Source organism: Bradyrhizobium aeschynomenes (assembly GCF_013178945.1).
GTDB classification, from domain to species: Bacteria; Pseudomonadota; Alphaproteobacteria; order Rhizobiales; family Xanthobacteraceae; genus Bradyrhizobium; species Bradyrhizobium aeschynomenes.
The window spans coordinates 315,156-340,118 of record NZ_JABFDM010000006.1 but is presented as its reverse complement, the minus strand read 5'-3'; the positions used below and the strand labels follow the sequence as shown (position 1 = coordinate 340,118).

Annotated in this window: 17 protein-coding genes; 8 read left to right on the top strand and 9 right to left on the bottom strand. The window is 66.3% G+C overall.

What is annotated here, in order from left to right:
- Window positions 1-150: 150 nt before the first annotated feature.
- Complete coding sequence (locus HL666_RS19700) at window positions 151-3,441, bottom strand: ribonuclease E/G (RefSeq protein WP_172183071.1); 3,291 nt, start codon at window positions 3,439-3,441, stop codon at window positions 151-153.
- An 818-nt stretch (window positions 3,442-4,259) separates the two neighbouring features.
- Between HL666_RS19700 and HL666_RS19695 the strand changes: the two genes are divergently transcribed.
- From HL666_RS19695 to HL666_RS19675, 5 genes are all read left to right on the top strand, one after another.
- Window positions 4,260-5,576, top strand: coding sequence for an N-acetylmuramoyl-L-alanine amidase (locus tag HL666_RS19695; RefSeq protein ID WP_172109767.1), 1,317 nt, complete (start codon window positions 4,260-4,262; stop codon window positions 5,574-5,576).
- Window positions 5,577-5,806: 230 nt separating this feature from the next.
- Window positions 5,807-8,314, top strand: a complete 2,508-nt coding sequence (locus HL666_RS19690; protein ID WP_172108491.1) for a penicillin-binding protein 1A — start codon at window positions 5,807-5,809, stop codon at window positions 8,312-8,314.
- A 124-nt stretch (window positions 8,315-8,438) separates the two neighbouring features.
- A protein-coding gene (prfB, locus tag HL666_RS19685) for a peptide chain release factor 2 (RefSeq protein WP_172108493.1) occupies window positions 8,439-9,573 on the top strand; the annotation gives its coding sequence in 2 pieces (ribosomal slippage) (window positions 8,439-8,507 and window positions 8,509-9,573; 1,134 coding nt in all).
- On the top strand, window positions 9,570-10,451 hold the full coding sequence (locus HL666_RS19680) for an NAD(P)-dependent oxidoreductase (RefSeq protein WP_283814796.1): 882 nt from the start codon (window positions 9,570-9,572) through the stop codon (window positions 10,449-10,451). Before prfB ends, HL666_RS19680 begins: the two co-directional genes overlap by 4 nt.
- Before the next feature lie 95 nt (window positions 10,452-10,546).
- A complete protein-coding gene (locus tag HL666_RS19675; protein WP_172183069.1) occupies window positions 10,547-11,458 on the top strand; it encodes a DMT family transporter in 912 nt (303 codons plus the stop codon).
- A 46-nt stretch (window positions 11,459-11,504) separates the two neighbouring features.
- Here HL666_RS19675 and upp read toward each other — a convergent pair whose 3' ends face one another.
- The 7 genes from upp to HL666_RS19640 form a co-directional block, all read right to left on the bottom strand.
- Window positions 11,505-12,140 carry a uracil phosphoribosyltransferase gene (gene upp, locus HL666_RS19670; RefSeq protein ID WP_172108497.1) on the bottom strand — a complete coding sequence of 212 codons (636 nt, stop codon included), beginning with the start codon at window positions 12,138-12,140 and terminating at the stop codon, window positions 11,505-11,507.
- A 49-nt stretch (window positions 12,141-12,189) separates the two neighbouring features.
- Entirely contained in the window at window positions 12,190-13,917 is a 1,728-nt protein-coding gene (locus HL666_RS19665) for a cation:proton antiporter (protein WP_172183067.1), read from the bottom strand.
- Window positions 13,918-14,088: 171 nt separating this feature from the next.
- Window positions 14,089-16,239: a methyl-accepting chemotaxis protein gene (locus HL666_RS19660; RefSeq protein ID WP_172183065.1), complete on the bottom strand. Its 2,151-nt coding sequence runs from the start codon at window positions 16,237-16,239 to the stop codon at window positions 14,089-14,091.
- 692 nt (window positions 16,240-16,931) lie between these two features.
- Complete coding sequence (locus HL666_RS19655; RefSeq protein ID WP_172108503.1) at window positions 16,932-17,366, bottom strand: GlcG/HbpS family heme-binding protein; 435 nt, start codon at window positions 17,364-17,366, stop codon at window positions 16,932-16,934.
- A gap of 37 nt (window positions 17,367-17,403) precedes the next feature.
- Window positions 17,404-18,165: a glutathione S-transferase family protein gene (locus HL666_RS19650; RefSeq protein WP_246741575.1), complete on the bottom strand. Its 762-nt coding sequence runs from the start codon at window positions 18,163-18,165 to the stop codon at window positions 17,404-17,406.
- Entirely contained in the window at window positions 18,122-19,591 is a 1,470-nt protein-coding gene (locus tag HL666_RS19645; protein ID WP_172183063.1) for a carotenoid oxygenase family protein, read from the bottom strand. The genes HL666_RS19650 and HL666_RS19645 overlap by 44 nt, the downstream gene beginning before the upstream one ends.
- A 40-nt stretch (window positions 19,592-19,631) precedes the next feature.
- A complete protein-coding gene (locus HL666_RS19640; protein ID WP_172183061.1) occupies window positions 19,632-20,792 on the bottom strand; it encodes an MFS transporter in 1,161 nt (386 codons plus the stop codon).
- 173 nt (window positions 20,793-20,965) lie between these two features.
- Here HL666_RS19640 and HL666_RS19635 point away from each other — a divergent pair, with 173 nt between their 5' ends.
- Window positions 20,966-21,886: a LysR family transcriptional regulator gene (locus HL666_RS19635; RefSeq protein WP_172108511.1), complete on the top strand. Its 921-nt coding sequence runs from the start codon at window positions 20,966-20,968 to the stop codon at window positions 21,884-21,886.
- Between the two features lie 121 nt (window positions 21,887-22,007).
- Complete coding sequence (locus HL666_RS19630; protein ID WP_172183059.1) at window positions 22,008-23,252, top strand: LysM peptidoglycan-binding domain-containing protein; 1,245 nt, start codon at window positions 22,008-22,010, stop codon at window positions 23,250-23,252.
- 227 nt (window positions 23,253-23,479) lie between these two features.
- On the opposite strand, the gene HL666_RS34250 is transcribed toward HL666_RS19630, so the two are convergent.
- Window positions 23,480-23,767, bottom strand: coding sequence for an aminotransferase class I/II-fold pyridoxal phosphate-dependent enzyme (locus tag HL666_RS34250; RefSeq protein ID WP_246741574.1), 288 nt, complete (start codon window positions 23,765-23,767; stop codon window positions 23,480-23,482).
- Between HL666_RS34250 and metC the strand changes: the two genes are divergently transcribed.
- Window positions 23,766-24,932: a cystathionine beta-lyase gene (gene metC, locus HL666_RS19620; protein WP_172183057.1), complete on the top strand. Its 1,167-nt coding sequence runs from the start codon at window positions 23,766-23,768 to the stop codon at window positions 24,930-24,932. The two genes, HL666_RS34250 and metC, sit on opposite strands and share 2 nt — an antisense overlap.
- The last annotated feature ends 31 nt before the right edge of the window (window positions 24,933-24,963 follow it).

Here is a 24,963-nt window from a genome sequence, read left to right as displayed (position 1 = left end):
GCCCGACGTCAAGCCCGAGGTCACGAGCGGCTGAGCCGACGTCGGCACGCCCGATCCGACATGCCGGTCCAACAAAAACGCCCGGCCATCTGGCCGGGCGTTTTGCGTCGGTGAGGTTCCGCCGATGGGCGGCCCTGGAGCCGTTGGCGATTACTGCCCGCCGAAGCGGCGTGACCACCAGCCGGCTCGGCGCGGAGCCGATGGTGTCGTCGAATCCGCCGGTTCGGTTGCGACCGGCTCAGGTGCCGCGCCGTCAGCCGCCGGTGCGGTCGGACTGCTCTCGGCAACGCTCACGGCCGAGACCGCGTTGTCCGACTTGGGCTCGGTGGCGAAGCTGACCTTTTCGCGGACCGTCGAGCGGCGCGGGGCCTTTTCGGTCTCAGACTTGGGCGCCTCAGTCTTGGGCGTCTCAGACTTGGGCGCCTCGGTCTCCTGCACCTGAACTTCGGCGGCAGGGGGCTGCGACGCAGCCGTCACGGCGGGGGTGGCTGCCTGATCGACCTCGGCGGCGGCTGTGGCAAGCTCCGGCGTGGCCTGCTCTGCCGGCTCGTCGTCGTGATGCGGCGCACCGTTGCCGTCGAAATCGGCAACGGCGGCTTCCGCCTCCGAAGCCTGAGGCGGGGCCAGTTCATCGCCGATCGATGCGGCGAGACCATCATCTGCACCACCACGCCGACGGCGGCCGCCGCGACGGCCGCGGCGGCGGGGACGCCGCTCGCCGCCGGCCTGATCGGATGCCTCGCCTTGTGCGAAAGCAGGCTGTTCATCAGCCTCATCGTCCTCCGCCTCGCCATCCTCAGCCGGCTGATCGGCGGCGAGGGCGGGCTCGGCAGACGATGATTCGGAAGCGCCTTCCGGCAACGTGCCCTCGCGGGCCTCGCTGCCGCGGCCGCGCCGGCGCCGACGCCGCTTGCGGCGGGTGCCTTCGCGCTCGCCATCGCTCGCCGCGCCATCCGGCCCATCTTCCGACAGGCCTTCGGTCTCCTCGGTCTCGACTTCGGACTCCGTCTCGATGTCGAACGGCTCCTCCTCGTCGTAGACGTCCTCGGCCACGAGGGACGGGGCGGACGCTTGCGCCACGAGCAGCGCCTTGGCGGCCTCGAGCGTATGAACCTGCTCGCCCCGATCGATGATGAACGATTGCTGGCCGCTGACATTCGGATCGGCAATCACGGCGAGCGAGACCTTGAAGCCGTTCTCGAGGTCGCGCAGATGACCGCGCTTGTGGTTGAGCACGTAGAGCGCCACCTCCGTGCGGGTGCGGACCACCAGATTGTGGGTCGCGCCCTTCATCAGCGTCTCTTCGAGGCTGCGCAGCAGCTGCAGCGCCACCGACGACACCGACCGCACATGTCCCGTGCCGCCGCAATGCGCACATGGCTCGGTCGAACTCTCCAGCACGCTGGCGCGGATGCGCTGGCGCGACATCTCCAGCAGGCCGAAATGCGAGATGCGGCCGACCTGGATGCGCGCGCGATCCTGCCGCAGGCAGTCCGACAGCTTGCGTTCGACGGAGCGGTTGTTGCGCTTCTCGTCCATGTCGATGAAGTCGATGACGATCAGTCCGGCGAGGTCGCGCAGCCGGAGCTGGCGCGCCACTTCCTCCGCGGCCTCCATGTTGGTCTTGAGGGCGGTGTCCTCGATGTGATGCTCGCGCGTGGCGCGGCCGGAGTTCACGTCGATCGAGACCAGCGCCTCGGTCTGGTTGAGCACGATATAGCCGCCCGAGCGCAGCTGAACGGTCGGCGAGAACATCGCGTCGAGCTGGCTTTCGACCCCCATGCGCGAGAACAGCGGCTGGCCGTCACGATACTGCTTCACCGCCCGGACGTTGGTCGGCATCAGCATCTTCATGAAGTCGTGCGCCTCGCGATAGCCGGCTTCGCCGGCCACCAGGATCTCGTCGATCTCCTTGTTGTAGAGGTCGCGCAGCGAGCGCTTGATCAGCGATCCTTCCTCGTAGACCAGGGTCGGCGCCTGCGACTTCAAGGTCATGTCGCGGACGGTTTCCCACAGCCGCAGCAGATATTCGAAGTCGCGCTTGATCTCGGGCTTGGTGCGGTTGGCGCCGGCGGTGCGCAGGATGACGCCCATGCCCTCTGGCACGTCGAGATCCTGCACCACTTCCTTCAGGCGCGAGCGGTCTTGCGCCGAGGTGATCTTGCGGCTGATGCCGCCACCGCGTGCGGTGTTGGGCATCAGCACGGCATAGCGGCCGGCGAGCGACAAATAGGTCGTCAGCGCCGCACCCTTGTTGCCGCGCTCTTCCTTGACGACCTGCACCAGCATCACCTGGCGGCGCTTGATGACTTCCTGGATCTTGTACTGGCGGCGCGGACGGAACGTGCGCTCCGGCACCTCCTCGAGCACATCGTCGCCGCCGACGGATTCGACGACCTCTTCCTCGATCTCGTCGCCGTCCTCGTCGTCATCCTCGTGGTCGCCGGCAACGGCCTCTGCATCGATGTCGTCGCCCGGGACGATCGTGACGCCATTGCCTTCATGCTCGGCGACCGGCGCGACATCATCGTCGTGCTCGTGCCCATCGTGATCATGCTCGTGCCCATCGTGATCATGCTCATGCTCGTCATGATCATGCTCATCGCGATCGTGGGTCTCGTGGTCATGCTGGTCGTCGTGATGCTCGTCCGCTGCGGCGGCGGCACTGGCCGCCTCGACCGCGGGGGCGTCACCGGCCGCAGCGACCGCAGCCTCGGCAGCCTCGCCGGACTGCTGCTCTGCAGCCGCGCTGTGCTCGGCCTGGTCGAGGGTCGCGACGGCATCATGATGCGCGTCGGCATCGCCGCGCGGCTCCGTCGCCGGACTTTGCTCAGCCTGGTACGCGGCCTCGTGGCCGGAGGTCTCGACCGCAGCCTCGGAAAAGCCCTGGGCCTCGGCGTGATCGGGATGCGGCTGATCGGAATGATCGTCGTGCGCGTAGGCGTGCTGCGCGTAGCTGTCCTGTTCGTGCGTGTCGTGTTCGTGCGTGTCGTGCCCGGCCTCATGGTCTCCGGCCGGGGCGGGATGACCCGCCTCGGCCGCCTCGACGATCTCGCTCTGCACGCGCTCGCCGCTGCCGCGGCGCCGGGAGCTGCGGTGACGGTTGCGTCGGCGGTTGGAGCGGTTCTCGCTCTCTTCCTCGGCTTCGCGGTGCGCGCGCTCCTCGGCCTCGATCAGCGCCTGACGGTCGGCGACCGGGATTTGGTAGTAGTCGGGATGGATTTCGCTGAAGGCCAGGAAGCCGTGGCGATTGCCGCCATACTCGACAAAGGCGGCCTGCAGCGAAGGCTCAACGCGGGTGACCTTGGCCAGGTAGATGTTGCCCCGCAGTTGCTTGCGTTGGGCCGTCTCGAAATCAAATTCCTCGACGCGGTTGCCGCGGACGACAACGACCCGGGTCTCTTCCGGGTGGGTAGCATCGATCAACATCTTGTTGGGCATATTGGAACTCTTGGAGGCGACGGACGCGATTGGCCGCGAGCGCGTGGCGCGCTGTCGGACGACGCGACGGTCCACCTGATTCGGGGGTGAGGGGAAGGCCTAAACGCAGCTGGTCGCGCCGCGCCAACCGTGAGGCCGGCGGGGTGATCTGCCGGGCGGGGGTCGGGCCCCGCATCGGCGCGGATCGTCCGCTGGTCATGGTTGGCAACTCAGTCTGGCGCATCAAGCGTCGGCCCGTCTGGAATATGTGGGCGGCAGCGGGTGCCGCCTTGCTCTTTGCCGAAAGCCAGATCGCGCCGAGACGCTTGCCCTGGATCAACACCCATTCCGTTAGGAATGTGGTATCAGGCTACGCCATGTCTGACCTTGGCCATATCTGACCTCGTGCCCGGATGGTCTCGGCCAGACGACGCCTGTAACGGCGCTACTCGGCTCGTGACCAGCTCTCCGTCGCAGCCGCGCGGGGGGCGCGCAGGCTTCATGGAGCGTCGGAAAGGCGCAGGAATCTCCGCAACGATCGACGAACCAAGAGGAACCCGATCACGAAGCTTCCGGCGTTTCACCGGGAGGTTGAACGCGACACAACCGGCAGTAAGGAATAGCCTTCAGCCATTCGTACATACGAGGAATGGACAGGCGGTGCAAGGGAAGCGTCGCGGAACCGCAACAATCGGTGGCCTTTAACGAAAATGACAAAATTAGGCGGTTAACCCCTGGGATTGGTTGCGGTAAGACGGTCCCGCGGAGGCACGGAATTGGCAGCTCGCCGGGCAAATTACCTTTCTTTGCTGGGATGCGCGACGCTCTGCGTCACGCAAATGTTATGCGCGGCATTGGCGCCGGCCCGCGCCCAGAGCGGACCGGTCGGTCAGGTCCCGCCTGCCGTGGTCGGTCCCGGGTTCCCGATCGCGACGGATGCGCGGCTGGCCGGCGATGCCCGCCAGACCCGGTTTGTGCTCGATCTCGACAAGACGGTGCCGTATCGGGCGTTCCTGCTCAGCGACCCCTATAGGGTGGTGGTCGATCTGCCTCAGGTGAGCTTTCATCTGCCGACAGGGGCGGGAACCGGCGGCCGCGGGCTGGTGAAGGCGTTTCGCTATGGCATGGTCATGCCCGGCGGCTCCCGAATCGTGTTTGACCTCACCGGTCCCGCCCGAATCGCGAACTCCACCGTCCTTGATGCCGCCAACGGCCAGCCGCCACGGCTGGTGCTGGAACTCGAGGAGGTGGACGAGGCCACTTTCGCGCGTGCGATCGGCGTCGACGGCCGTACGCCGTCCAGGGGCGCCGATTCGGCGTTACCCGTTACCGCAACGGGCGGCGTTGCGCCTCCCACCGTCAGGCCGCCGCCGACGACGGTCGCCGTCGCAGCCCCGCCCGCTGGCGGCCCGCCGGACAACCGGCCCGTGGTCGTGATAGACCCCGGCCATGGCGGTATCGATTACGGAACTCAGGGTGGCGAGGTGCCGGAGAAGAACCTGGTGCTCGCCTTCGGCCAGGCGCTGCGTGACCGGCTGGAGCGATCCGGCAAATTCCGCGTGGTCATGACCCGTGATGACGACACCTTCATCCCGCTCGGAGACCGGGTGCGGATCGCCCAGAAGCAGTCGGCGGCGCTTTTTGTCTCGATCCATGCTGACGCGCTGCCGCGAGGTGAGGGCACCGCGCAGGGCGCCACCATCTATACGTTGGCCGATAAGGCCTCCGACGTCGAGGCCGAGCGGCTGGCGGAGGCGGAGAACCGCGCCGACCAGATCGGTGGCGTCAACCTCACCGAGGAGCCGGCCGACGTCGCCGACATCCTGTTCGATCTGGCGAGGAGGGAAACGCGCACGTTTTCCAATAGGTTTGCCCGACTTTTGATGAACGACATGAAGACCGCGGTGCATATGCATAAGCGGCCGCTCAAATCGGCTGGTTTCCGGGTCCTCAAGGCTCCCGACGTTCCATCGGTCCTGGTTGAGCTCGGCTACGTCTCCAACAAGGGCGACATGGGGAACCTGGTTTCCGAGGCGTGGCGGTCGCGCACAGCGGACGCGATGGCCAAGGCGATCGACGCCTTTCTGGCCAAGCGCGTCGCCAATGCGGGCGCCGAGAAGCCGGACAAGCCCGCTCCGCCACGTGCAAAGCCCTAGTTTGGCCACAGCAACATCCGTATAAACGTGCTGCGAGGCACCCGGAATCACGTGAGGATTCCTTCTCCGCAGAGTTGTGATAGGCTTGACCGCTGATAGGCTTGACCGTGCGTTGCTCTGGCATGGGTCACGTGGCATCGCAGCCGACCTCGTGATTTGGCGGCCGCGTCTTTTGCGGCGCGCCGCGTCCAAGCCAAGAGACGAACAAGAGTTGGAACGGATATTCGCCGATGCGCTTTCTCGTGCGGTTTTTGGGCTTCCTGTTCGCGGCCGGCACCGTTGTCTTCCTGGTCGGTGTGGCGGCGGCGGCAGGCCTGATCTGGCATTTTTCCAAGGACTTGCCTGATTATTCACAGCTGCAGGATTACGAGCCGCCGGTGATGACGCGCGTGCACGCGGTCGACGGCTCGCTGGTGGGCGAATATGCCAGGGAGCGGCGGCTCTATCTGCCGATCCAGGCGGTGCCGAAGCTCGTCATCAACGCGTTCCTCGCGGCCGAGGACAAGAATTTCTACGAGCATGGCGGCATCGACTTCACGGGCATGGCCCGCGCCGCCGTCGTCTATGCCCAGAACTTCGGCTCGAATCGCCGTCCGCAGGGCGCCTCCACGATCACCCAGCAGGTCGCCAAGAACTTCCTGCTGACCAACGAAGTGTCGTTCGCGCGCAAGATCAAGGAAGCGCTGCTGGCGATGCGCATCGAGCGCACCTATTCGAAGGACAAGATTCTCGAGCTCTATCTGAACGAGATCTATCTCGGCTCGGGCGCTTACGGCATCGCTGCGGCGTCGCTGGTCTATTTCGACAAGTCGGTCAACGAGCTCACGGTGGCCGAGGCGGCCTATCTGGCGGCTCTGCCGAAGATGCCGGGCAGCCTGCATCCGATCCGCAATCGCGACCGCGCCATCGAGCGCCGCAACTACGTGGTCGATCGTCTCCTGGAGAACGGCTGGATCAAGCAGGCCGACGCCGACAAGGCGCGCAAGGATCCGCTGACCATCGCGAGCCGCAACACCGGCGCGCACATCTTCGCCGGCGAATATTTCGCCGAGGAAGTCCGCCGCGACATCTTCGAGCGCTACGGCGAGAAGAAGCTCTACGAGGGCGGCCTGTCCGTCCGCACGACGCTCGATCCGAAGATCCAGGTGATGGCGCGCAAGGCCATGGTCGCGGGCCTGGTACGCTATGACCAGGAGCAGGGCTATCGCGGACCCGTCTCCAAGCTCGATATTTCCGGCGACTGGGGCCTCAAGCTCGCGGAGATCAAGTCGCTCTCCGACATCTCGCCGTGGCGGATGGCCGTGGTGCTGGAGACCAGCGACCAGTCGGCACGCATCGGCTTTCAGCCGCCGCGCGAGCTGGGCGGCGCCGTCAGCAAGGAACGGCAGACCGGCCTGATCACGCTCGACGGCGTGAAGTGGGCGCGCGCGGCGACACCCAACGGCCGCGGCAAGGTGCCGACTTCGGTTGCCCAGGTTCTGCAGCCGGGTGACGTGATCTATGCTGACCCGCTGTTCAAGGAAGGCAATCCGGTCGAAGGCCAGTATCGCCTCGAGCAGCTGCCAGAAGTGTCCGGAGCGATGGTCGCGATGGATCCGAACACCGGGCGCGTGCTCGCGATGGTCGGCGGCTTCTCGTTCGACCAGAGCCAGTTCAACCGCGCGACGCAGGCCTACCGGCAGCCCGGATCGTCGTTCAAGCCGATCGTCTATTCGTCGGCGCTCGACAACGGCTACACGCCATCGACGCAGGTCGTCGACGCGCCGATCGAGATCGACCAGGGGCAGGGCGGCCAGGTCTGGCGCCCCGACAACTTCTCCAACGGCAAGTATCTCGGACCCACGACCCTGCGCAACGCGTTGCGGCTGTCGCTCAACACGGTGACCGTGCGGCTCGCGCAGGACGTCGGCATGCCGCTGATCTCCGAATATGCACGCCGCTTCGGCGTCTATGACGAGCTGCCGAACTATCTGTCCTACGCACTCGGCGCGGGCGAGACCACGGCGATGCGCATGGTCACGGCGTATTCGATGATCGCCAATGGCGGCCGCCGCGTGAAGCCCACCTTGATCGACCGAATCCAGGACCGCTACGGCCACACCATCTTCAAGCACGATGCCCGCGAGTGCCGCGGCTGCGACGCGCCGGATGGCTGGAAGAACCAGAGCGAGCCGCAGCTGGTCGATCGCCGCGAGCAGGTGCTGGATACGATGACGGCGTACCAGATCACCTCGATGCTCGAGGGCGTGGTGCAGGCCGGTACGGCGACCGTGCTGAGGGAGGTCGGCAAGCCGATTGCCGGCAAGACCGGCACCACCAACGAGGCCAAGGACGCGTGGTTCGTCGGCTTCTCGCCGGATCTCGCGGTCGCCATCTACATGGGCTACGACAAGCCGCGCCCGCTTGGCAAAGGCAATGCCGCGACCGGCGGCCATCTCGCCGCGCCGATCGCCAAGGACTTCATGAAGCTCGCGCTCGCGGACAAGCCTGCCACACCGTTCAAGATCCCGGCCGGGATCAAGCTGGTGCGCGTCGACTCCAAGACCGGCATGCGCGCGAGCCCCGGTGACGGCGGCCGCACGATCATGGAGGCGTTCAAGCCGGGCACGGCGCCGCCGGACAACTACTCCGTCATCGGCGTTGCCGATGCCGATGGGCGCATGATGCCGTCGCAGAGTGGCGGCCAGCCCGACACCGGCAGCTTCATCATCCGTCCGGGAACGGGAAGCCTCTACTAGGATCAGACGGGTGAAACTGGCGCTGACGCGGTGCAAGGCGATTGCGCTTTGCGCCGCGCGCCGCTACATCCCCTGTCAGACGTGATTGCCGCGGCGTTGTCCGCCGCGGCCCGAAGAGAGCGACATGCGCGCCGAGATCGAAAAAATCGTAGAAGAGATCAAGCAGTCTGTCGGGCTGCTGAGGAGGCATCTTTGACGTCGACACATCGACGGCAAGGCTGGCGGAGCTGAACAAGCTCGCCGAGGATCCCAATCTCTGGAACGACCCCCAGAAAGCTCAGAGGTTGATGCAGGAGCGGACCTCGCTCGAGGATTCGCTGACCGGCATCGGCAAGGTCGAGCGTGAACTCAGCGACAATATCGAGATGATCGAGCTCGGCGAGGCCGAGAACGATGCCGGTGTGGTCACGGAAGCCGAGAACGCGCTCAAGGAGCTGAAGAAGGACGTCGCGCGGCGCGAGCTCGAGGCGCTCCTGTCCGGCGAGGCCGACAAGTTCGACACCTATCTGGAGGTCCATGCCGGTGCCGGCGGCACCGAGAGCCAGGACTGGGCCCAGATGCTGCTGCGCATGTACACGCGCTGGGCCGAGACCCACGGCTTCAAGGTCGAGTATCTCGAAGAATCGCTCGGCGAAGAGGCCGGCATCAAATCGGCGACCATCCAGATCTCCGGCCACAATGCCTATGGCTGGCTGAAGACGGAAGCAGGCGTGCATCGGCTGGTCCGCATCTCGCCCTTCGATTCCAATGCGCGGCGCCACACCTCGTTCTCGTCGGTGCAGATCTTTCCGGTGATCGACGACAGCATCAAGATCGACATCAAGGAGTCCGATGTCCGCGTCGACACGATGCGGTCGGGCGGTGCCGGCGGTCAGCATGTCAACAAGACCGAATCGGCGGTGCGGCTGACGCATATCCCGACCGGTGTTGCGGTGGTCTGCCAGGCCGGCCGCTCCCAGCACAAGAATCGCGCCCAGGCGTGGGACATGCTGCGTGCCCGTCTCTACGAGATCGAGCTGAAGAAGCGCGAGGAGAAGGCGGCGGCCGACCAGGCGGCCAAGACCGAGATCGGCTGGGGTCACCAGATCCGCTCCTACGTGCTGCAGCCCTATCAGATGGTGAAGGATCTGCGCACGGGCGTGCAGACCTCCGACACGTCCGGCGTGCTCGACGGCGATCTCGACGAGTTCATGGCGGCGACCCTGGCGCAGCGGGCGTTCGGCACGACGCCGGGTGCCGCGATCGAGGACGTCGATTGACCGCGGCCCGAATTGCCTTCATCGGGCTCGGACGCATGGGCCATGGCATGGCCGGGCGCTATCTCGATGCCGGCCATTCCGTTGCGGTTTGGAACCGCAGCAGGGCCAAGGCCGACGATCTGATCGCGCGCGGTGCGCGCTGGTCGACGTCGCCGGCCGACGCAGCGATCGATGCCGATGCCGTCGTGACGATGGTGGCCGATGACAATGCCTCGCGCACGGTCTGGCTCGGCCCCGATGGTGCTGCGGCCACCATGCGGGTGGGCACGATCGCCATCGAATGCTCGACCGTATCCCGCGACCACGCGCTGCGCCTCTCGCGCGAGCTGAATGCGCGCGGCGCGATCTATCTCGATTGTCCGGTCACGGGGCTGCCGGATGCGGCAGCCGGCGGCAAGCTGACCTTGCTGGTTGGCGCCGACGCCGCCGACCTCGAGCGCGCGCGGCCATATCTGGCACCGATCGGCTCGACCATCCGGCATTTCGGGCCGGTAGGGGCGGGCACGGTCTACAAGCTGATCAACAACTTGCTGGGCGCGATGCAGATCGCAGGGCTGGCCGAGGGGCTCGCGATCGCTGAGCAGGCCGGGCTCGACATGGGCCTGGTGCTGGAGGCGATCCAGAGCGGCGTGGCGGCGAGCCCGCAGGTGCTGCGCCACGCCCCGCGCATGGTCGCCCGCAACTTCGCCGACGCCAGCTTCACCGCCGCTCTCCGCCACAAGGACGCGGCCTATGCCTTGCGGCTCGCCGATGAACTGCTCGGCGCGCGTCCCGTGATGGCGCAGGCCGCAGTCGAGGCCTATGCGCAGGCCAAGGCGGCGATGCCCGATGAGGACGAGGGCCGCATGATCGAGCTGGTCTCGCGGCCGAAGGCCTGACCTCGGCGGCGAGCCTCTGCACCGACGGAAAGCGGGTGGACAGTTCTTGGCGGCCACTGCAACGATCGCCGACATTCGGACAGCGGCGGGCTTCGATGGCATTTCCCAATGACAGGATGGATCCTCGGGACTGGTCGCTGCTCGGTCTGCTGTCGCTGCTGTGGAGTGGCTCGTTCATCTTCAATGGCCTGGCCCTGAAGGAGCTGCCGCCGCTGACGCTGGTGCTGTTGCGCATCGCCCTGGCGGCTGCGATCCTGCTGCCCATCCTGCGCCTGCGGGGGCTCGGCCTCCCCAAGGGGATTGCCGGGTGGCGGCCCTATTTTGCGGTCGCGCTGTTCAACAATGTCGTGCCGTTCTGCCTGATCGTCATCGGCCAGACGTACATCACGTCCGGTCTTGCTGCGGTTCTCAACGCCACCACGCCGCTGTTCACGATCGCGGTGATGGCCGCGGCCGGAGAGGAAGGGCTCTCGGCGCGCCGGGTCGCCGGTCTCATCGTTGGCCTCGTCGGCGTCGTGGTCCTGAGGGGAGGGTCGTCAGTCGGTGGCGGCTACGGCATTCTGTTCGGTCTCGGTGCATCGTTCAGCTATGGCGTTGCCGCCTTGCTGGTGCGGCGTCACCTGGCCAACTCGCCGCCGCTTGCGACCGCCACCTTCCAGCTGTCCGCATCGAGCGCGATGATGCTCGTCGTCGCGGGGGTGGTCGACCAGCCCTGGCGCCTGCCGATGCCCGGGCTTCAGACCTGGCTTGCGATCATCGCCCTCGCGGCGCTGTCGACGGCTTTCGCCTACATCGTGTTCTTTCAGGTCCTGCGCCGCTCCGGTGCAACCAATGTGACCTTGGTGACGCTGCTGATCCCGCTGACGACGATTCTGCTCGGATATCTGGTGCTCGGCGAGTCCGTTTCGTTGCGGGAGATCGTGGGCGCGCTGGTGATCGGGAGCGCGCTGCTGGTGATCGACGGACGAATCTTCGATCTTCTGCGCCTTGCGCCGCGTGGCTCATGATCGTTCGCCGTGAATCGGAGACTCTGGCGGCTCCGATCAGGGCGTCCTACTTCGTGCCGAACATCCGGTCGCCGGCGTCGCCGAGACCGGGGACGATATAGGCGTGGTCGTTCAGCTTCTCGTCGATCGCGGCGGTCCAGATCGGGATGTCCGGGTGCTCCCTTTCGAACTGCGCGATGCCTTCCGGCGCCGCGAGCAGGCAGACGAAGCGGATGTCGCGGGCACCGCGCGCCTTGAGCAGCTCGGCTGCCGCGCAGGCGGAATTGCCGGTTGCCAGCATCGGATCCATCAGGATCACGGTGCGATCGGACAGATCCTGCGGCGCCTTGAAGTAGTACTCGACGGCCTGCAGCGTATTGGGATCGCGGTACAGCCCGATATGGGCGATGCGCGCCGACGGCATCAAGGCCAGCATGCCGTCGAGGAAGCCGACCCCGGCGCGCAGGATCGGCGCCAGCGTGAGCTTCTTGCCTGCAATCTTCGGCGCCTTCATCGGCGCGATCGGCGTGTCGATGTCGACCAGCTCGATCGGCAAATCGCGCGTGACCTCGTAGGCCAGCAGCATTCCGATCTCGTTGAGGAGCTCGCGAAACCCCTTGGTGGAGCGGTCGCGCTCGCGCATCAAGGTGAGCTTGTGCTGGACCAGCGGGTGATCGACGACATGGACGCGGCTGTTTGTCATGGTACGGGTCTAGCGGGATCGGAGGGGATGTTCCAGATGGGCGCGTGGCTCACGGCAGCACCTCGCGGCGATCGGCCAGCATGGTCTCCGCCTCGTGTCGGCGCTCTGACAGCAGGCCGGCGCTGGCGTCCTGGATCAGGTTGAGCAGCACCTGGGCATCGCTCAGCCGCGGCACGGTCACGTAGTCCGCGCCGGCATTGTAGAGGTCGTTGACGTCGGCGAGCAGGTCGGCCGTGGCGACGATCTTGGCGGTGGCGTTGATGCTGCGGACGTGCCGCACCAGCTTCTCGTTGTTGGCGCCCTTGAGCAGCGAGTCGGGGATGCTCAGGATGATCAGCTCGGCCTGGCCGACGCCGGCATGGACCAGCGTATCGACATTGCTGATGTCGCCATAGGTCACCTGGATGCCGCGATCGGACAGGGTGCGGAACACAACCGGATTGAAGTCGACCACGCCGATCTGCTCCAGCAGGGCCGGCTGGTTGCGCTCGATCTCGCTGAGGAGCGCGCTGGCGGTACGGAAGAAGCCGAGCAGCACGATCGGCCGGCCTGCGCCGTGGCCGCCGTCATGGCCGGCCTCGCCGTCCTTGCCGGCGTCGAGGTCGCGCAGGCCGATCCGCTTGAGCAGCGGGATGCCCCGGCGCGCGATCGGATCGGAGCGCACGATGACGAAAGTCGAGAGCACTGCGAGCAGCACGAAGGCGAAGGAGGCCGCGGCCGATGTGCCGTTCTTCAGGTGCCCGGCGGCGGCGCCGGTCTGGATCACGACCAGCGAGAATTCGCTGATCTGGGCGAGGTTGAGCGCCGGCAGCAGGCTTGCCCGAAGGCCTTGCCGCATCATGTAGAGCGGCGTGAAAGTCGTGAGCAGCCGGCTCGCCACCGTGAACAGCGCGATCACCAGCGCCAGCCCGACCACGGACATCGTCGGAATCGGGATGGTCATGCCGAGCGCGACGAAGAACAGCGTGATGAAGAAATCGCGCAAGGTGGTGATCTTGGCTGTCACGTCGAGCGCATAGGGGAATGTGGACAGCGACACGCCGGCGATCAGGGAGCCCATCTCGCGCGACAGGTGCAGCCGCTCGGCGATCTCGCCGATCAGGAAGCACCAGGCCAGCGCGCCCAGCAGGATCAGCTCGGGGGTCCGGGCGATACGGTGGAACAGCGTCGGAAGCACGTAGCGGCTGAGCAGCAGCGCGATCGCGACCAGCGCACCGGCGCGGGCGAAGGACAGCAGGATGACGCTGACATGGAGGTCGTCGAGGCTCGGCTGCACCGCCAGGAACAGGATCGCGAACACGTCCTGGAGCACCAGCATGCCGAGCGTGATGCGGCCGGGCAGGGTGTCGAGCTCGCGCTTCTCGTACAGCACCTTGACGATGATCACGGTCGAGGACAGCGCACAGGCGACGCAGAGATACAGCGCGTCATAGCTCTCGGCGCCCATCCGCATGCCGATCGCGACGAAGAACAGGATGCCGAGCGCGGCGCCGCCGAGCAGCTGGACGCCGCCGGCGATCAGAATCACCGGTCCGGCGCGGATGATTTTCTTCAGGTCGATCTCCAGCCCGATCATGAACAGCATGAAGATCAGGCCGAGCTCGGAGATCACCGAGATGGATTCCTGGGACTTGACCCAGCCGGTGCCGAAGGGGCCGATGGCGAAGCCCGCGACCAGATAGGCGAGAATCGAGGGCTGGCGCCAGTAATGTGCCGCCAGTCCCAGCACCCACGCAAACAGGATGCAGAGCGTGATGTCGCCGATCAGTTCATGCATGAAGCAACCCCCGGGGCGGCAACTTATGTCGCGACGCCGCGCAAGGAAACCCGCAATCTGTCACATCGGGACGGCTGTTCTCGCGTTGTTGCTCGAAGGCGGCGCCGGCCATGAGGCCTTCACCATTCGGGACCGCCCGATCCGGCTGACCGGGCGATGGTCGCGGGCGGACTAGGCCGCCCGCACGTTGCTGAGGAACCTGCCGACCTCCTGGCGCAGCCGGTCGCTCTCATGCGACAGCGACTGCGCCGCCGACAGCACGCCGCCCGAGGCGGAGCCGGTCTGCGAGGCTCCACGCTGGACGTCGACGATGGTGGTGTTGACCTCGGTCGTGCCGCGCGAAGCCTCCTGAATGTTGCGCGAGATTTCCTGCGTGGCCGCGCCCTGCTGCTCGACGGCTGCCGCAATGGTGGAGGAGATCTCCGACAGCCGCTCGATGGTGGTGCTGATCTCCCGGATCGACGTCACCGATTCCTGGGTGGCGGCCTGGATGCCCGAGATCTGCTGGGCGATCTCGCCGGTGGCCTTCGAGGTCTGCTCGGCCAGCGCCTTGACCTCGGACGCCACCACGGCGAAGCCGCGGCCGGCGTCGCCGGCACGCGCCGCCTCGATGGTCGCGTTGAGCGCCAGCAGATTGGTCTGCCCGGCGATGGTGTTGATGAGCTCGACGACGTCGCCGATCCGCGCGGCCGCCTTCGACAGCTCGTTGACGCGGTCGTTGGTGGTGCGCGCTTGGTCGACGGCGCCGGTGGCGATCCGCGCCGATTCCTGCACCTGCCGGCTGATCTCGGTGACCGACGAAGTCAGCTCCTCGGTGGCCGAGGCGACCGACTGCACGTTCGTGGAGGCCTGCTCTGAGGCCGCCGCCACGGTGGTGGCCAGCTCCTGCGAGCGCGTCGCGGTCGAGGACAGCGTGCCCGCCGAGCTCTCCAGCTCGGACGAGGCCGACGACACCGTCTGCACGATGCCGCCGATCGCGCCTTCGAACTCGCGGGCGAGCTTGTCCATCTCGGCCTTGCGCTTGACCTCGGCCGAGCGCTGAACCGCCTTCACCTCCTCGCTGTTGAAGCGGACGATCGACTGCACGGTCTGCAGGTTGCGCAGCGCCTCGCCGATCTCGTCGTCGCGCTCGACCGGGATACGGTTGTCGAGCTTGCCGGCCGTGATGCTCTGCATCGAATCGTTGAGGACCTTGACCGGCTTCAGCACCGCACGGATGGTCTGCACGCTGAACATCGCACCGAGACCGACACCGCCAAGGATCATCAGTGCCACCAGCGCGAGCACGACGTGATACTGATTTTCGGCGTCCTCGTAGAGCCCCTTGGCCTCCTTGACCTGGATCGCGACGAGCTTGTCGAGCTCATGCTTGGCGGCCTCGAACAGGTCATGTCCCTTGGTGGCGATATGCTGGCTCGCCTCGTCGAACTTTCGCTGCTGCAGCAGCGCCAGCGCCGGCCTGATCCCTTCCTCGAGATAGGCCTTGCGCTTGCCCGCATAAGCGTCGGCTACGATCTTCTCTTCCGGAGTCAGATAGCTTGCCATGTAGTCGGCCCAGAGCTTGGAAATCCGGGCGCTGTTCTCGTCGACGAGAGGGCCGATCCCGTCGATGGATTTACCGGCCTTGCCGTTCGTCGCAGCCGACTGTTGCGACGACATGTTCTGCAGGGTTCGGTCGTTGATCTCGAACAGCTGGGCGAGCGGCACTGTGCGGTCCTCGTAGATCGACCTCAGGCCGGCGTTGCTCGCGCGGGTCGACAGCAGACCGGCCGCGCCGATGATCAGCATGAAAGCGCTGAGCACCGCGGCGAAGGTCGTCAGCCTCGCCCGCAGCGTCCCCGTGAAGAACGACAGCGGGTCGAACACCGAACGGCGGCGGATGATGCCGGCGCTGATCGCATAGTCCTGCGCCTTGTTCTGGTTGAGCAGGCCATAGACCTTCTCGGCCTCGGCGCGCTGGTCGGCCGGCAGCTTGGTGCGGATCGACGTATAGCCGGTGATCTCGCCGTTCTCGCGAATGGCGGAGGCGCTCGCCAGCACCCAGTAGAAGTCGCCGTTCTTGCGGCGGTTCTTGACCGCACCGGCCCACGGCTTGCCCTGCTTCAGCGTGTCCCAGAGATTGGCGAACGCCGCTTCCGGCATGTCGGGGTGGCGGATGATGTTGTGCGGCTGACCCATCAGTTCGTCGGGCGTGAAGCCTGCGGCATCGACGAACTGGTCGTTGAAATAGGTCAGCTTGCCCTTGAGATCGGTGCGCGAGACGATCAGCGTCTCGTCGGTAATGGGGTATTCGTTTTGGGTGACGGGCAGGTTCTTGCGCAAGATACGGACTCCATTGTCCCCTGCATGCAGACGTTGAATGCAGAGCTTCAGCTCAGCGTCTAAAGGGCCGGGATCGCCTAAATGTTGCGTAAAATCTGTGCACCGTACGATTACGCATTGCACACAAAAGCTGCAATTTTAATAAAATGCACGCTTTCGTGCGTGTGGACGACGGAGGCGCGTCGAAGACGTCCCGCCGCGCGCCCAGGCGCTCAGGTTCTGAGCCGAAAGAACCCTCGGTCAGGAGGGCGCAGGGAATGCCGGGTGAAGGCCTCACCCATGGCCCGCCTGCGAAAAAAATGCAGGCGGCAGGAACCACAGGTTCAGCCGAGCACTCCGGCATTCCCTGCGCGATGGCTTTACGGATTATACGCGATCTCCCCGGGGACCGGGCTTTGTTGCCCCCGTCATCAGCGCGATGCATCTTGCACCAGCGCCGACTTGGCCTCAGCTTCGGGAGGTCAGGACCACGCGACTTCACCGTACGCGCCAGCGCTGCCCGTCGTGCATCGCCACCGCGTCCACCGCATCCCGCCTCAACGTCCGTGACGACGCGTACGCCCCTCGCAACGAGGCGGGACGGGCGGATCATACATATTTTCTGGAAAAAAGAAATAGAAATCTTTGCCGTCGCTCTTGGCTCTCGGGATGTTTCTGCTGAGCAGGGCTCGTTGGTTGCGTGAATGTCCAGCTCAGGCCTGGCTTGTCTCGTCCGTCTGGAAGCCCGCCGCGACGATGCCGGCGATCGCGCAAGCCTCATCATTGTCACCGAGGTCGCCTGAGATGCCTACCGCGCCGAGCACTTCACGGTGCCGGCCGCGCACGAGAACGCCGCCGGGCGATGCGACGAGACGGCCGCCGCTGGTCGCTGAGAGCATCGTGAAGAAGGTCGGCAGAGTGCCGGCGCGGCGGCTCAGCTCGCGTGAGCCGAAGCCCATGCCGAGCGAGCCCCAGGCCTTGCCGAAGGCGATGTCGAAGCGGATGATGCCAGCGCCGTCCTCCCGCTGATAGGCGATGAGGTGTCCGCCGGGATCAAGCACAGCCACCGCGAGCGGCGCAAGATTTCGCGCGCGCCCTTCGTGCAGCGCTGCATCGATGATGGTCACGGCGTCGTCGCGTTTCAGCATGAGTTCGGCATCCTTCAGGACAGAGCGGGCGTAGCTCTCATACGAACATGGCGAGCATGCCGAGGTCAGTCTCCGGCCGCGGCACCCGAAAGCTGATCGTCTTCCAATCTGCGGCGGCGGGACGCTCCAGGCAGCTTCCGAGCCATTCGTCGAGACGTGGCCACTCCGACAGATCGAGGGAGCCGAGCCGCGCCAGCGTCAAGACCGCAGCGACGTTCAGATCGGCAACCGTGAAGCGGTCGCCGAGCAGGTAGGCATGCTCGGACAGATGACGATCAAGTACGCTGAATGGACGGCCGAGCTTGGTCAGCGCCACCTTGAGCTCGCTCGGATTACGCTTGTCCGCATCGAACAGGATGCTGTTCGCCGCAGCGAGCAGAAGCGGCTTCTCGATCTCGGTCACGACCCAGAAACTCCATTGCGTGACGAGGGCCTCCTCCACGAGCGTGGCCGGCGAGAGGTCGCTCGGATGGCGACGCGCCAGATGCAGATTGATTGCAAGCGATTCGAACAGGCAGACCTCATCGGAGACGAAGGCAGGCACCCGCCCGTTGGGATTGATCTTCAGGAAGTCGGGCTTGTGGGTGCTGCCATCGGTGAAGTTGGTCGCCACATGTTCGAATGACAGATTCAATTCCTTGAGCATCCACGCACAGCGATGCGCGCGCGAGTGCAGTGAACCGTACAGGCGGCTCATGGGTGTCCTCCGGTTGTTGGCCTTATACGAGGCGTAATGGCGTCGGGTGAGCGTTGGACTAAAGGACGTCCGAATTGACCCAGATGCCGTGGAAGCCTTCATGGACGCGGCATGGGAAGCGGATCGTGGCGACCGGTCCTGCAGACAGATTGCGGGCGTCGAGGATGACGAGATCGGTGCGGTTCTCGGCCCGTCGCCCGACGATGCTCAGCAGCCAGCCGTCGCCCTCGGGTGCATCGGCGGTGCGCGGCACGAAGCAGGGCTCCTCCGGCGAGCTGTCGGGGCCGGCGTAGTAGAAGTCGAGCTTGCCGGTCTCCTCGTCGAAATGTCCAAGGCAGGTGAAGGGCGGCCCCTTGGGTCCGAACGGCAGCATCGGGCCGAGCTTGGGATTGTTGGTGCCAAACCAGAAGTGCCTGACACGGCTCATGGCGAAGCGTTGGTCGATGACCGGCATTTCGCCGATGTGGCCGATGAAGCGCTTGATCTCGATCGCGGCGTCCGGGCTGGACAGATCGATCGTCCAGCGCTCGCCGAAGGGGGGCAGCTCCCGGGCCTCGGGATTGTGGATGTCGGGAAACTGGCTGAGCCAGCCGGATTCTGTGACGAACTGGTCGAGCACGAGGCGGTGGCCGTCCTCCCAGGCGTTGAAGGTGTGCGTCTGCATCGCGAGCTTCGGCGCCGTGAACCAGCGGATGCCCGCGACGCCCTGCCTGCGCGGGATCACAGCCACATGGGTCTGCTTGCGGCTGTCCCAATGCCAATAGGGCTCGCCCTTCTTGACGCGGTCCCAATCGCAGACCATCGGGCAGATCACGAAGGCGATGAAGTTGCGCGACACCAGAAAGTCGTGGACCATCGAGCAATAAGGCGCGGTGAAACGCTCGTTGCGGGTGAACTCGCCGTCCGGAGCGATGGTGTAGAGCTCGATGTCGTTGCTGGCAGTGCCCTCGCAATTATAGGCGAAGGCGATGCACTCGCCGGTCAGCGGATCCATCTTCGGATGGGCGGTGAAGGTCCGGCTCGCGAGCTGGCCGCCGAAATCGGTCTCGCCGCGGGTCTCCAGCGTGACCGGATCGAGCTCATAGGGGCGGCCGGATTCCTTCAGCGCGTAGAGCTTGCCGTGATGCCACATCACCGAGGTGTTGGCGGTGTTGGCATCCTCGCCGGCGACCTCAGGAGAGTCGGTGAACGGATTGCGGTAGGCGCCGAACAATGCCTTGCGGGCCTGCCGCTCGACCATGAACTTACGGGTGCGGACGTAGCGCATCGAGAGATCGGCGTGGCCGTTCTGGATGCGGACCATGTGCACCATGCCATCGCCGTTGAGGAAGATGTCTTTGCCGAGCAAGGGCGGATAGGCGTGGTCGGCGCTGTTGCGGTAGTAGGCGCCTTCGAGCCCGGGCGGGATGCGGCCGATCACCTCGAGATCGTGCACCTCGCCCTCGATCCGCACGGGAGCGGCGTAGCCCGAGAAGACGATGTCCTGCGGAAACTGCAGGCCGCCCGTGCTGGTCACATGTTTGTTCATTGGAAGCACTCTCCTCGACAATGGGATATTGGCGCCGCGCTCACGCCGAGCGCAGAATTTGAGACGATGCAGCGGTACGCACCCTGAAGGTCAGCATCAGGACAATGGCGAGCCCGGAGATGATCACGGCCGTGTAGCTCAGGCCGCCATAGCCCGAGGTCTCCACGATTGCGCCGGCAACGGCAGGCCCGGCGGCCGAGCCGATCATCATCATCGCCGGAGTCGCCGCGACTGCGCGCCGGCTCGGGTCGATCTGCGACAGCAGGCCGAACAGGAAGGTGTGCGTGAAGATCACGACCGACACGTAGGGGATCGCGAAGGCTGCGAAGGCCGCAAAGCCCGTGGCGTTGACGATGACCAGCGCCAGAACCGCCTGCACCAGGGGACCGGCGATGCCAACGGCGACGGGCGACAGCCGCCTCTGCGTCAGCGCGGCAAGCGCTCCCGGGACGAGGTTGACGAGACCCACGGCGACCAGGACCGTCGTGACATCGGCATGCGAGAAGCCCTTGTAATCGCCGATGCGCTCCAGGAAGGAAAACACCAGCGACTGGTTGAACGCGAGGCAGATCACGGCGGCGATGATCAGCCACGCCGGTCTCGGGACGGCCTGCGATGAGGCGCTGCCGCTCGCGCCGGCGCCGAGGGCGCGCGGGAAGCTGGTCGACGCCGCCAGGGCCGCAAGGCTCATGCTGCCGGCGAACACGGCGAACAGCAGCATCGGACTGACCGAATGGACCAGGGCAGGCACCACAGCGAAAAAGCCGACGCTGAACACGGCAAGGGCGACGTTGGCGAGGCCGAACAGGCGGTGCGGATTCTCCGTCCGGCCGATCGTGCCGTGCGTCATCGACAGGGCCGCTCCCGCTGCAAGCCCGGCAATGGCGTGGATGACCGGAAGCATCGCGAACGGCACCGCTTCGACGGGCCGGCTCGCGAGATAGCCGAACGCTGCCGCTGCCACGACGAACCCGGCGACGACGACCGTACGCGGGTCGAGCCGGGTCAGCAGCCGCGCGGTCACGAGGCTCGCGATCACGATGCCCGCCAGGAAGCTCGTGACGGTCGCGCCGGCCTGGGCCGGTGACAGACCATAGAATGCGATGAACGTTCCAACCCAGACCGGCAGTGCCACCAGGTCCAGCATTCCGGCCACGTGGCAGATGCCGAGCACGGCTCCGCCAGAGCTCCAACGGCCCATATTTCCCTCCCCGTTCCGGATCGGTCGCGGGCTCCATGGCCCAGGCTTCTTGCCCTTGCCGACGCTGATCCGACGTCACGCTACGCCGGAGCGGTGTTTCGCCAAAATCGATTGTAATGTGTCTGGGCATCGATAGGATCGATACATGACGGGGAATGGGAGGATTTGCGCCGATGCGGCTGGACAGGTTCGACCTCAATCTCCTTGTCGCGCTCGATGTGTTGCTCGACGAGCGCAACGTCACGCGCGCCGCAGACCGCCTGCGTCTCGGCCAGTCGGCGACCAGCGCGGCGCTCGCGCGACTGCGCGAATTCTTCGCCGACGAGTTGCTCACGCCGGTGGGGCGCCAGTTCGAACTGACGCCGCTCGCCCAGGCGCTGATCGAGCCGGTCAAGGACACTCTCATTCGCGCACGGGCTGCGATCAGCACGAAGCCGGATTTCGATCCTGCGAAGGTCAATCGCACCTTCAGGATCTGCGCCTCCGACTATGTGACGTATGTCCTGGTGTCCCGCGTCGCGATCGAGCTGGCGCGACGGGCCGCCGGCTTCCAGCTCGAGATCTCGCATCTGCCCAAGCATGTGGAGCAGGTGTTTCAGCTCGGTGACATCGATCTGATGATTCTGCCGGAGCTCTATGCGTCGCGCATTCCGCATCCGCAGATGCACCTGCTCTCGGACGACCATGTCTGCCTGATGGATCAGGCGCGAAAGCTGAGGCGCGGCAGGCTGACCGAAGACGACTACTTCGCAGCCGGTCACGTCAGCGTCCGTCTCGGCGAGGCCGGGACGCATTCCTTCGAAGAACTCTTCTTCCCGCGCGCGGGCCGGCAGCGCAACGTGGCTGCCACCGTCGACTCATTCTGCGTGCTCCCCAAGATGCTGTGCGGAACCGACCGGATCGCGACGGTGCATCGGCTGCTCGCGCAGGACCTGGCGCGGCACTATGCGGTCAAGTACGTCGATTTCCCGTTCGAGATTCCGAAACTGAAGGAGTCGATGATCTGGCCCTCGTTTCGCGACCAGGATCCCAGCCACCGCTTTTTGCGCGGCGTGTTCGAAGAATGCGCGAGGCAGATCGCGGCCGATCGCTGACCTCGGCCCCGCGGCGGCCCGCGATGGCTTTTCGGCCCGCATGGTGGTATGAGGCGGATCGAGATTCCTGCCGACGGAGCCGTGGTCTCCGTGTTCGCCATGAACGGGGACCGATCGATCGATGAGCACCGCAAGCGGCCGGCGACTGATCTGGGCGGGAGGCGCCGTTGCGGCGCTCGCGTTCGCGGGAATTGGGGTCGTCGTTGCGTCGCGACTCGGTCTCGACCTCCCGATCTTCACGCGTGAGTGGACGTCCGCGAGCCAGAATGGCGCCGTCGCGCCGAGTCCTCCGTCGGCCGGAGCGCCCTCCGCTCCGCCGCGCGCTGCGGCGGTCGAGCCGGGCGCGGCCGACAAGGCTGCTCCGACCCAGGCCGCCTCCGCGCTCGCGACCGCGCAGCAGCAGGCCAGCGGTCTGGCTGCGCTGCTGGCACCGGTCGTGCCGCCGGCGGCCGAGAGCGATGGGCCGTCATTCGACGTGGTCAGCGTGGAGCCCACAGGCGAGACTGTGGTCGCCGGCCGGGCCGCGCCGGGCGCCACCGTCGAGCTGTTGCGCAATGGCGAGCCCCACGCGCAGGCGGTGGCCGACCGCGCGGGGCAGTTCTCCATGGTGCCGCCACCACTGCGCGCCGGAACATTCGAGCTGACACTGCGGGCCAAGCTGCCCGATGGCCGGGAGATGTCGTCCAAGCAGAGCGTGGCCGTGGTGGTGGAGGCCGGCAAGCGGCCGCCCACGGTCGCGGTGGTCGCGCCGGACCAGCCGACGCGCGTGCTGTCGAAGCCGGCTGCATCGGCGCCGCTCGCCGTCGCGGTCGAGGCCGTCGATTTCGAGCCGAACGGCAACCTGCGGGTCAGCGGCCTCGCCCGACCCGGGGCGACCGTGCGGATCTATCTCAACGACCGCCTCGTCAGCACGGCGACGGCCACGGCCGATGGGCGTGTCGCTGTGGTGATCAAGGATGCCGCCTGGGCCGGCAAGGACCGGCTGCGGCTCGACGAGGTCGACGCCAAGACGGGCGCCGTTCAGGCGCGCGCGGAGGTGCCGTTGAACGTGCCGGAGACGCTGACCACGGCCGCGCTGCCTGCGGCCGCCGGCCAGGGGCAGGCGAACGGCGGCGTATCAGGCGCGCGCACGCAGCTTGCGGCGGCATCGCCGGCCGACCTCAAGGACATGGCGTCGTCACCCGGCCGCGGTGGCGGCGCCAGGACGATCACCGTCTCGCGCGGCGACAGCCTGTGGCACATCAGTCGCCGTCTGCTCGGCGAGGGCACGCGCTATGCCGTCATCTACCGCGCCAACCGCGAGCAGATCCGCCGTCCGGATCTGATCTATCCCGGCCAGGTGTTCGTCCTGCCGGCGAAGCGCTGAGCGGCGAGTTGCTGCGCGCGCGGTCGCAGCGGGCTACGCGAGCATCCGCCCGCCAGCTCCCCCGACCGGCTCGACGCTGCGCTCGATCCGCGCATCCCAGTCATGGCTGCAGCTCGACGGTGCGGCGCATGCGGTCGATGTTGTCGGCGAACACCTTGCGGATGCGCCGCAGCGTCGTAGCCGCCGGACTTCAGGAAATCCGCCATCGCCTTCTGCGGCAATGCTGCTCAGCTCAGTGAGAGCGCGAACTTCGCCGCGAGGATCTGGTCGTGGCGGCGATTGGCGGCGAGCCAGCCGATGCGATAACCTGGCGCGATGGTCTTCGACAACGAGCTGCACAGGATGATGTCGGCCTCCGCGCTGAGGGCGGCGAACGGGCGTGGTCGGTCCTCGCCAGAACGGATGTCGCCGTAGATGTCGTCCTCGATCAGCGGTCCGGTCTTGAGACGTTGTGAGCGCGCCGCTCGCTCGGTTGCGCTACGATGGTTGCAAGCGTTCCCAAACGAGGGTCTCATGCACGATCTCACCCGCTGCGTTCAGCATCCTGCCGTGTCCCAGGACGGCTTCAAGTCGCTGGCGGTCCCGACCTATCGCGCCTCGACGATCGTCTATGATGATCCGCAGGATTTCGCGCGGCGCGCCGAGCGTGGGCTCGACGGCTACACCTACGGCCTGCACGGCACGCCGACGACGCGCACCCTGGAGGCGCAGTTGACGGCGTTGCACGGCGGCGCGCGCACCATGCTGGTGCCGTCGGGGCAGGCCGCGGTCGCGATCACGATGCTCGCGGTGCTCAAGCCCGGCGACAAGGTGCTGATCCCGGATCACGTCTATCCGCCGGTGCGGAGCCTGTGCGCCGGTTTTCTCGCGGAGCGCGGCATCGCGCATGACGTCTACGATCCGCTGATCGGCGGCGGTATCGCCGATCTGATCGACGCCAGCACCAGGCTCATCTGGCTGGAGTCGCCGGGCTCGGGCACGATGGAGGTGCAGGACGTTCCGGCGATCGCGCGTGCGGCGCAGGCGAGGGGCGTGCTTACGGGGTGCGACAACACCTGGGCGAGCCCGCTGCTGTTCAAGCCGTTGGCGCATGGCGTCGACGTCGCGGTGGAGGCGCTGACGAAGTATGTCGGCGGTCATTCCGACCTGCTGCTCGGCTCGATCACGGTGAATGATTTCGGCCTGCGCAAGGCGCTCAAGGACGTGCTGGGCGTGCTCGGCATCGGCGTGTCGCCGGACGAGGCGGCGCTGGCGCTGCGCGGCATCGAGACCATGGGCGTGCGCATGGCGCACAGCGGCCGTGTTGCGCGCGAGTTTGCCGAGCGGCTGCAGGACGCGCCGGCGGTTGCGCGCGTGCTGCATCCGGCGCTGCCGTCCTGTCCCGGTCACGAGGTGTTTCTGCGCGACTTCAAAGGCGCGAGCGCGGTGTTCAGCCTCGTCATCAAGCCGGAGTTCACCGCGCGGATCACTCCGGCGCTCGGTCATCTCAGCCTGTTCGCGATCGGCGCCTCCTGGGGCGGCACCCACAGCCTGATCGCGCCGATGGATGTCGCGGCGGATCGCACCGTGCGGCCTTGGAATCCGGCGGAGGGCCTGGTGCGGCTAAGCATCGGCCTCGAAGAACCGGGCGAGCTGTGGGAGGACCTGTCGCGCTTCCTCGCGGCGCTCGATGCCTCCTGAGAGCTCAGCATTTCCTTATTGTCGTGCGCCG

What these genes read in the sequence shown, in the direction of transcription:
- HL666_RS19700 (WP_172183071.1), bottom strand. Translation starts at nt 3,441, where the DNA reads ATGCCCAACAAGATGTTGATCGATGCTACCCACCCGGAAGAGACCCGG.
- HL666_RS19695 (WP_172109767.1), top strand. Translation starts at nt 4,260, where the DNA reads ATGTTATGCGCGGCATTGGCGCCGGCCCGCGCCCAGAGCGGACCGGTC.
- HL666_RS19690 (WP_172108491.1), top strand. Translation starts at nt 5,807, where the DNA reads ATGCGCTTTCTCGTGCGGTTTTTGGGCTTCCTGTTCGCGGCCGGCACC.
- HL666_RS19675 (WP_172183069.1), top strand. Translation starts at nt 10,547, where the DNA reads ATGGCATTTCCCAATGACAGGATGGATCCTCGGGACTGGTCGCTGCTC.
- upp (WP_172108497.1), bottom strand. Translation starts at nt 12,140, where the DNA reads ATGACAAACAGCCGCGTCCATGTCGTCGATCACCCGCTGGTCCAGCAC.
- HL666_RS19665 (WP_172183067.1), bottom strand. Translation starts at nt 13,917, where the DNA reads ATGCATGAACTGATCGGCGACATCACGCTCTGCATCCTGTTTGCGTGG.
- HL666_RS19655 (WP_172108503.1), bottom strand. Translation starts at nt 17,366, where the DNA reads ATGCTGAAACGCGACGACGCCGTGACCATCATCGATGCAGCGCTGCAC.
- HL666_RS19650 (WP_246741575.1), bottom strand. Translation starts at nt 18,165, where the DNA reads ATGAAGGCTTCCACGGCATCTGGGTCAATTCGGACGTCCTTTAGTCCA.
- HL666_RS19645 (WP_172183063.1), bottom strand. Translation starts at nt 19,591, where the DNA reads ATGAACAAACATGTGACCAGCACGGGCGGCCTGCAGTTTCCGCAGGAC.
- HL666_RS19640 (WP_172183061.1), bottom strand. Translation starts at nt 20,792, where the DNA reads ATGGGCCGTTGGAGCTCTGGCGGAGCCGTGCTCGGCATCTGCCACGTG.
- HL666_RS19635 (WP_172108511.1), top strand. Translation starts at nt 20,966, where the DNA reads ATGCGGCTGGACAGGTTCGACCTCAATCTCCTTGTCGCGCTCGATGTG.
- HL666_RS19630 (WP_172183059.1), top strand. Translation starts at nt 22,008, where the DNA reads ATGAGCACCGCAAGCGGCCGGCGACTGATCTGGGCGGGAGGCGCCGTT.
- metC (WP_172183057.1), top strand. Translation starts at nt 23,766, where the DNA reads ATGCACGATCTCACCCGCTGCGTTCAGCATCCTGCCGTGTCCCAGGAC.
- HL666_RS34250 (WP_246741574.1), bottom strand. Translation starts at nt 23,767, where the DNA reads ATGAGACCCTCGTTTGGGAACGCTTGCAACCATCGTAGCGCAACCGAG.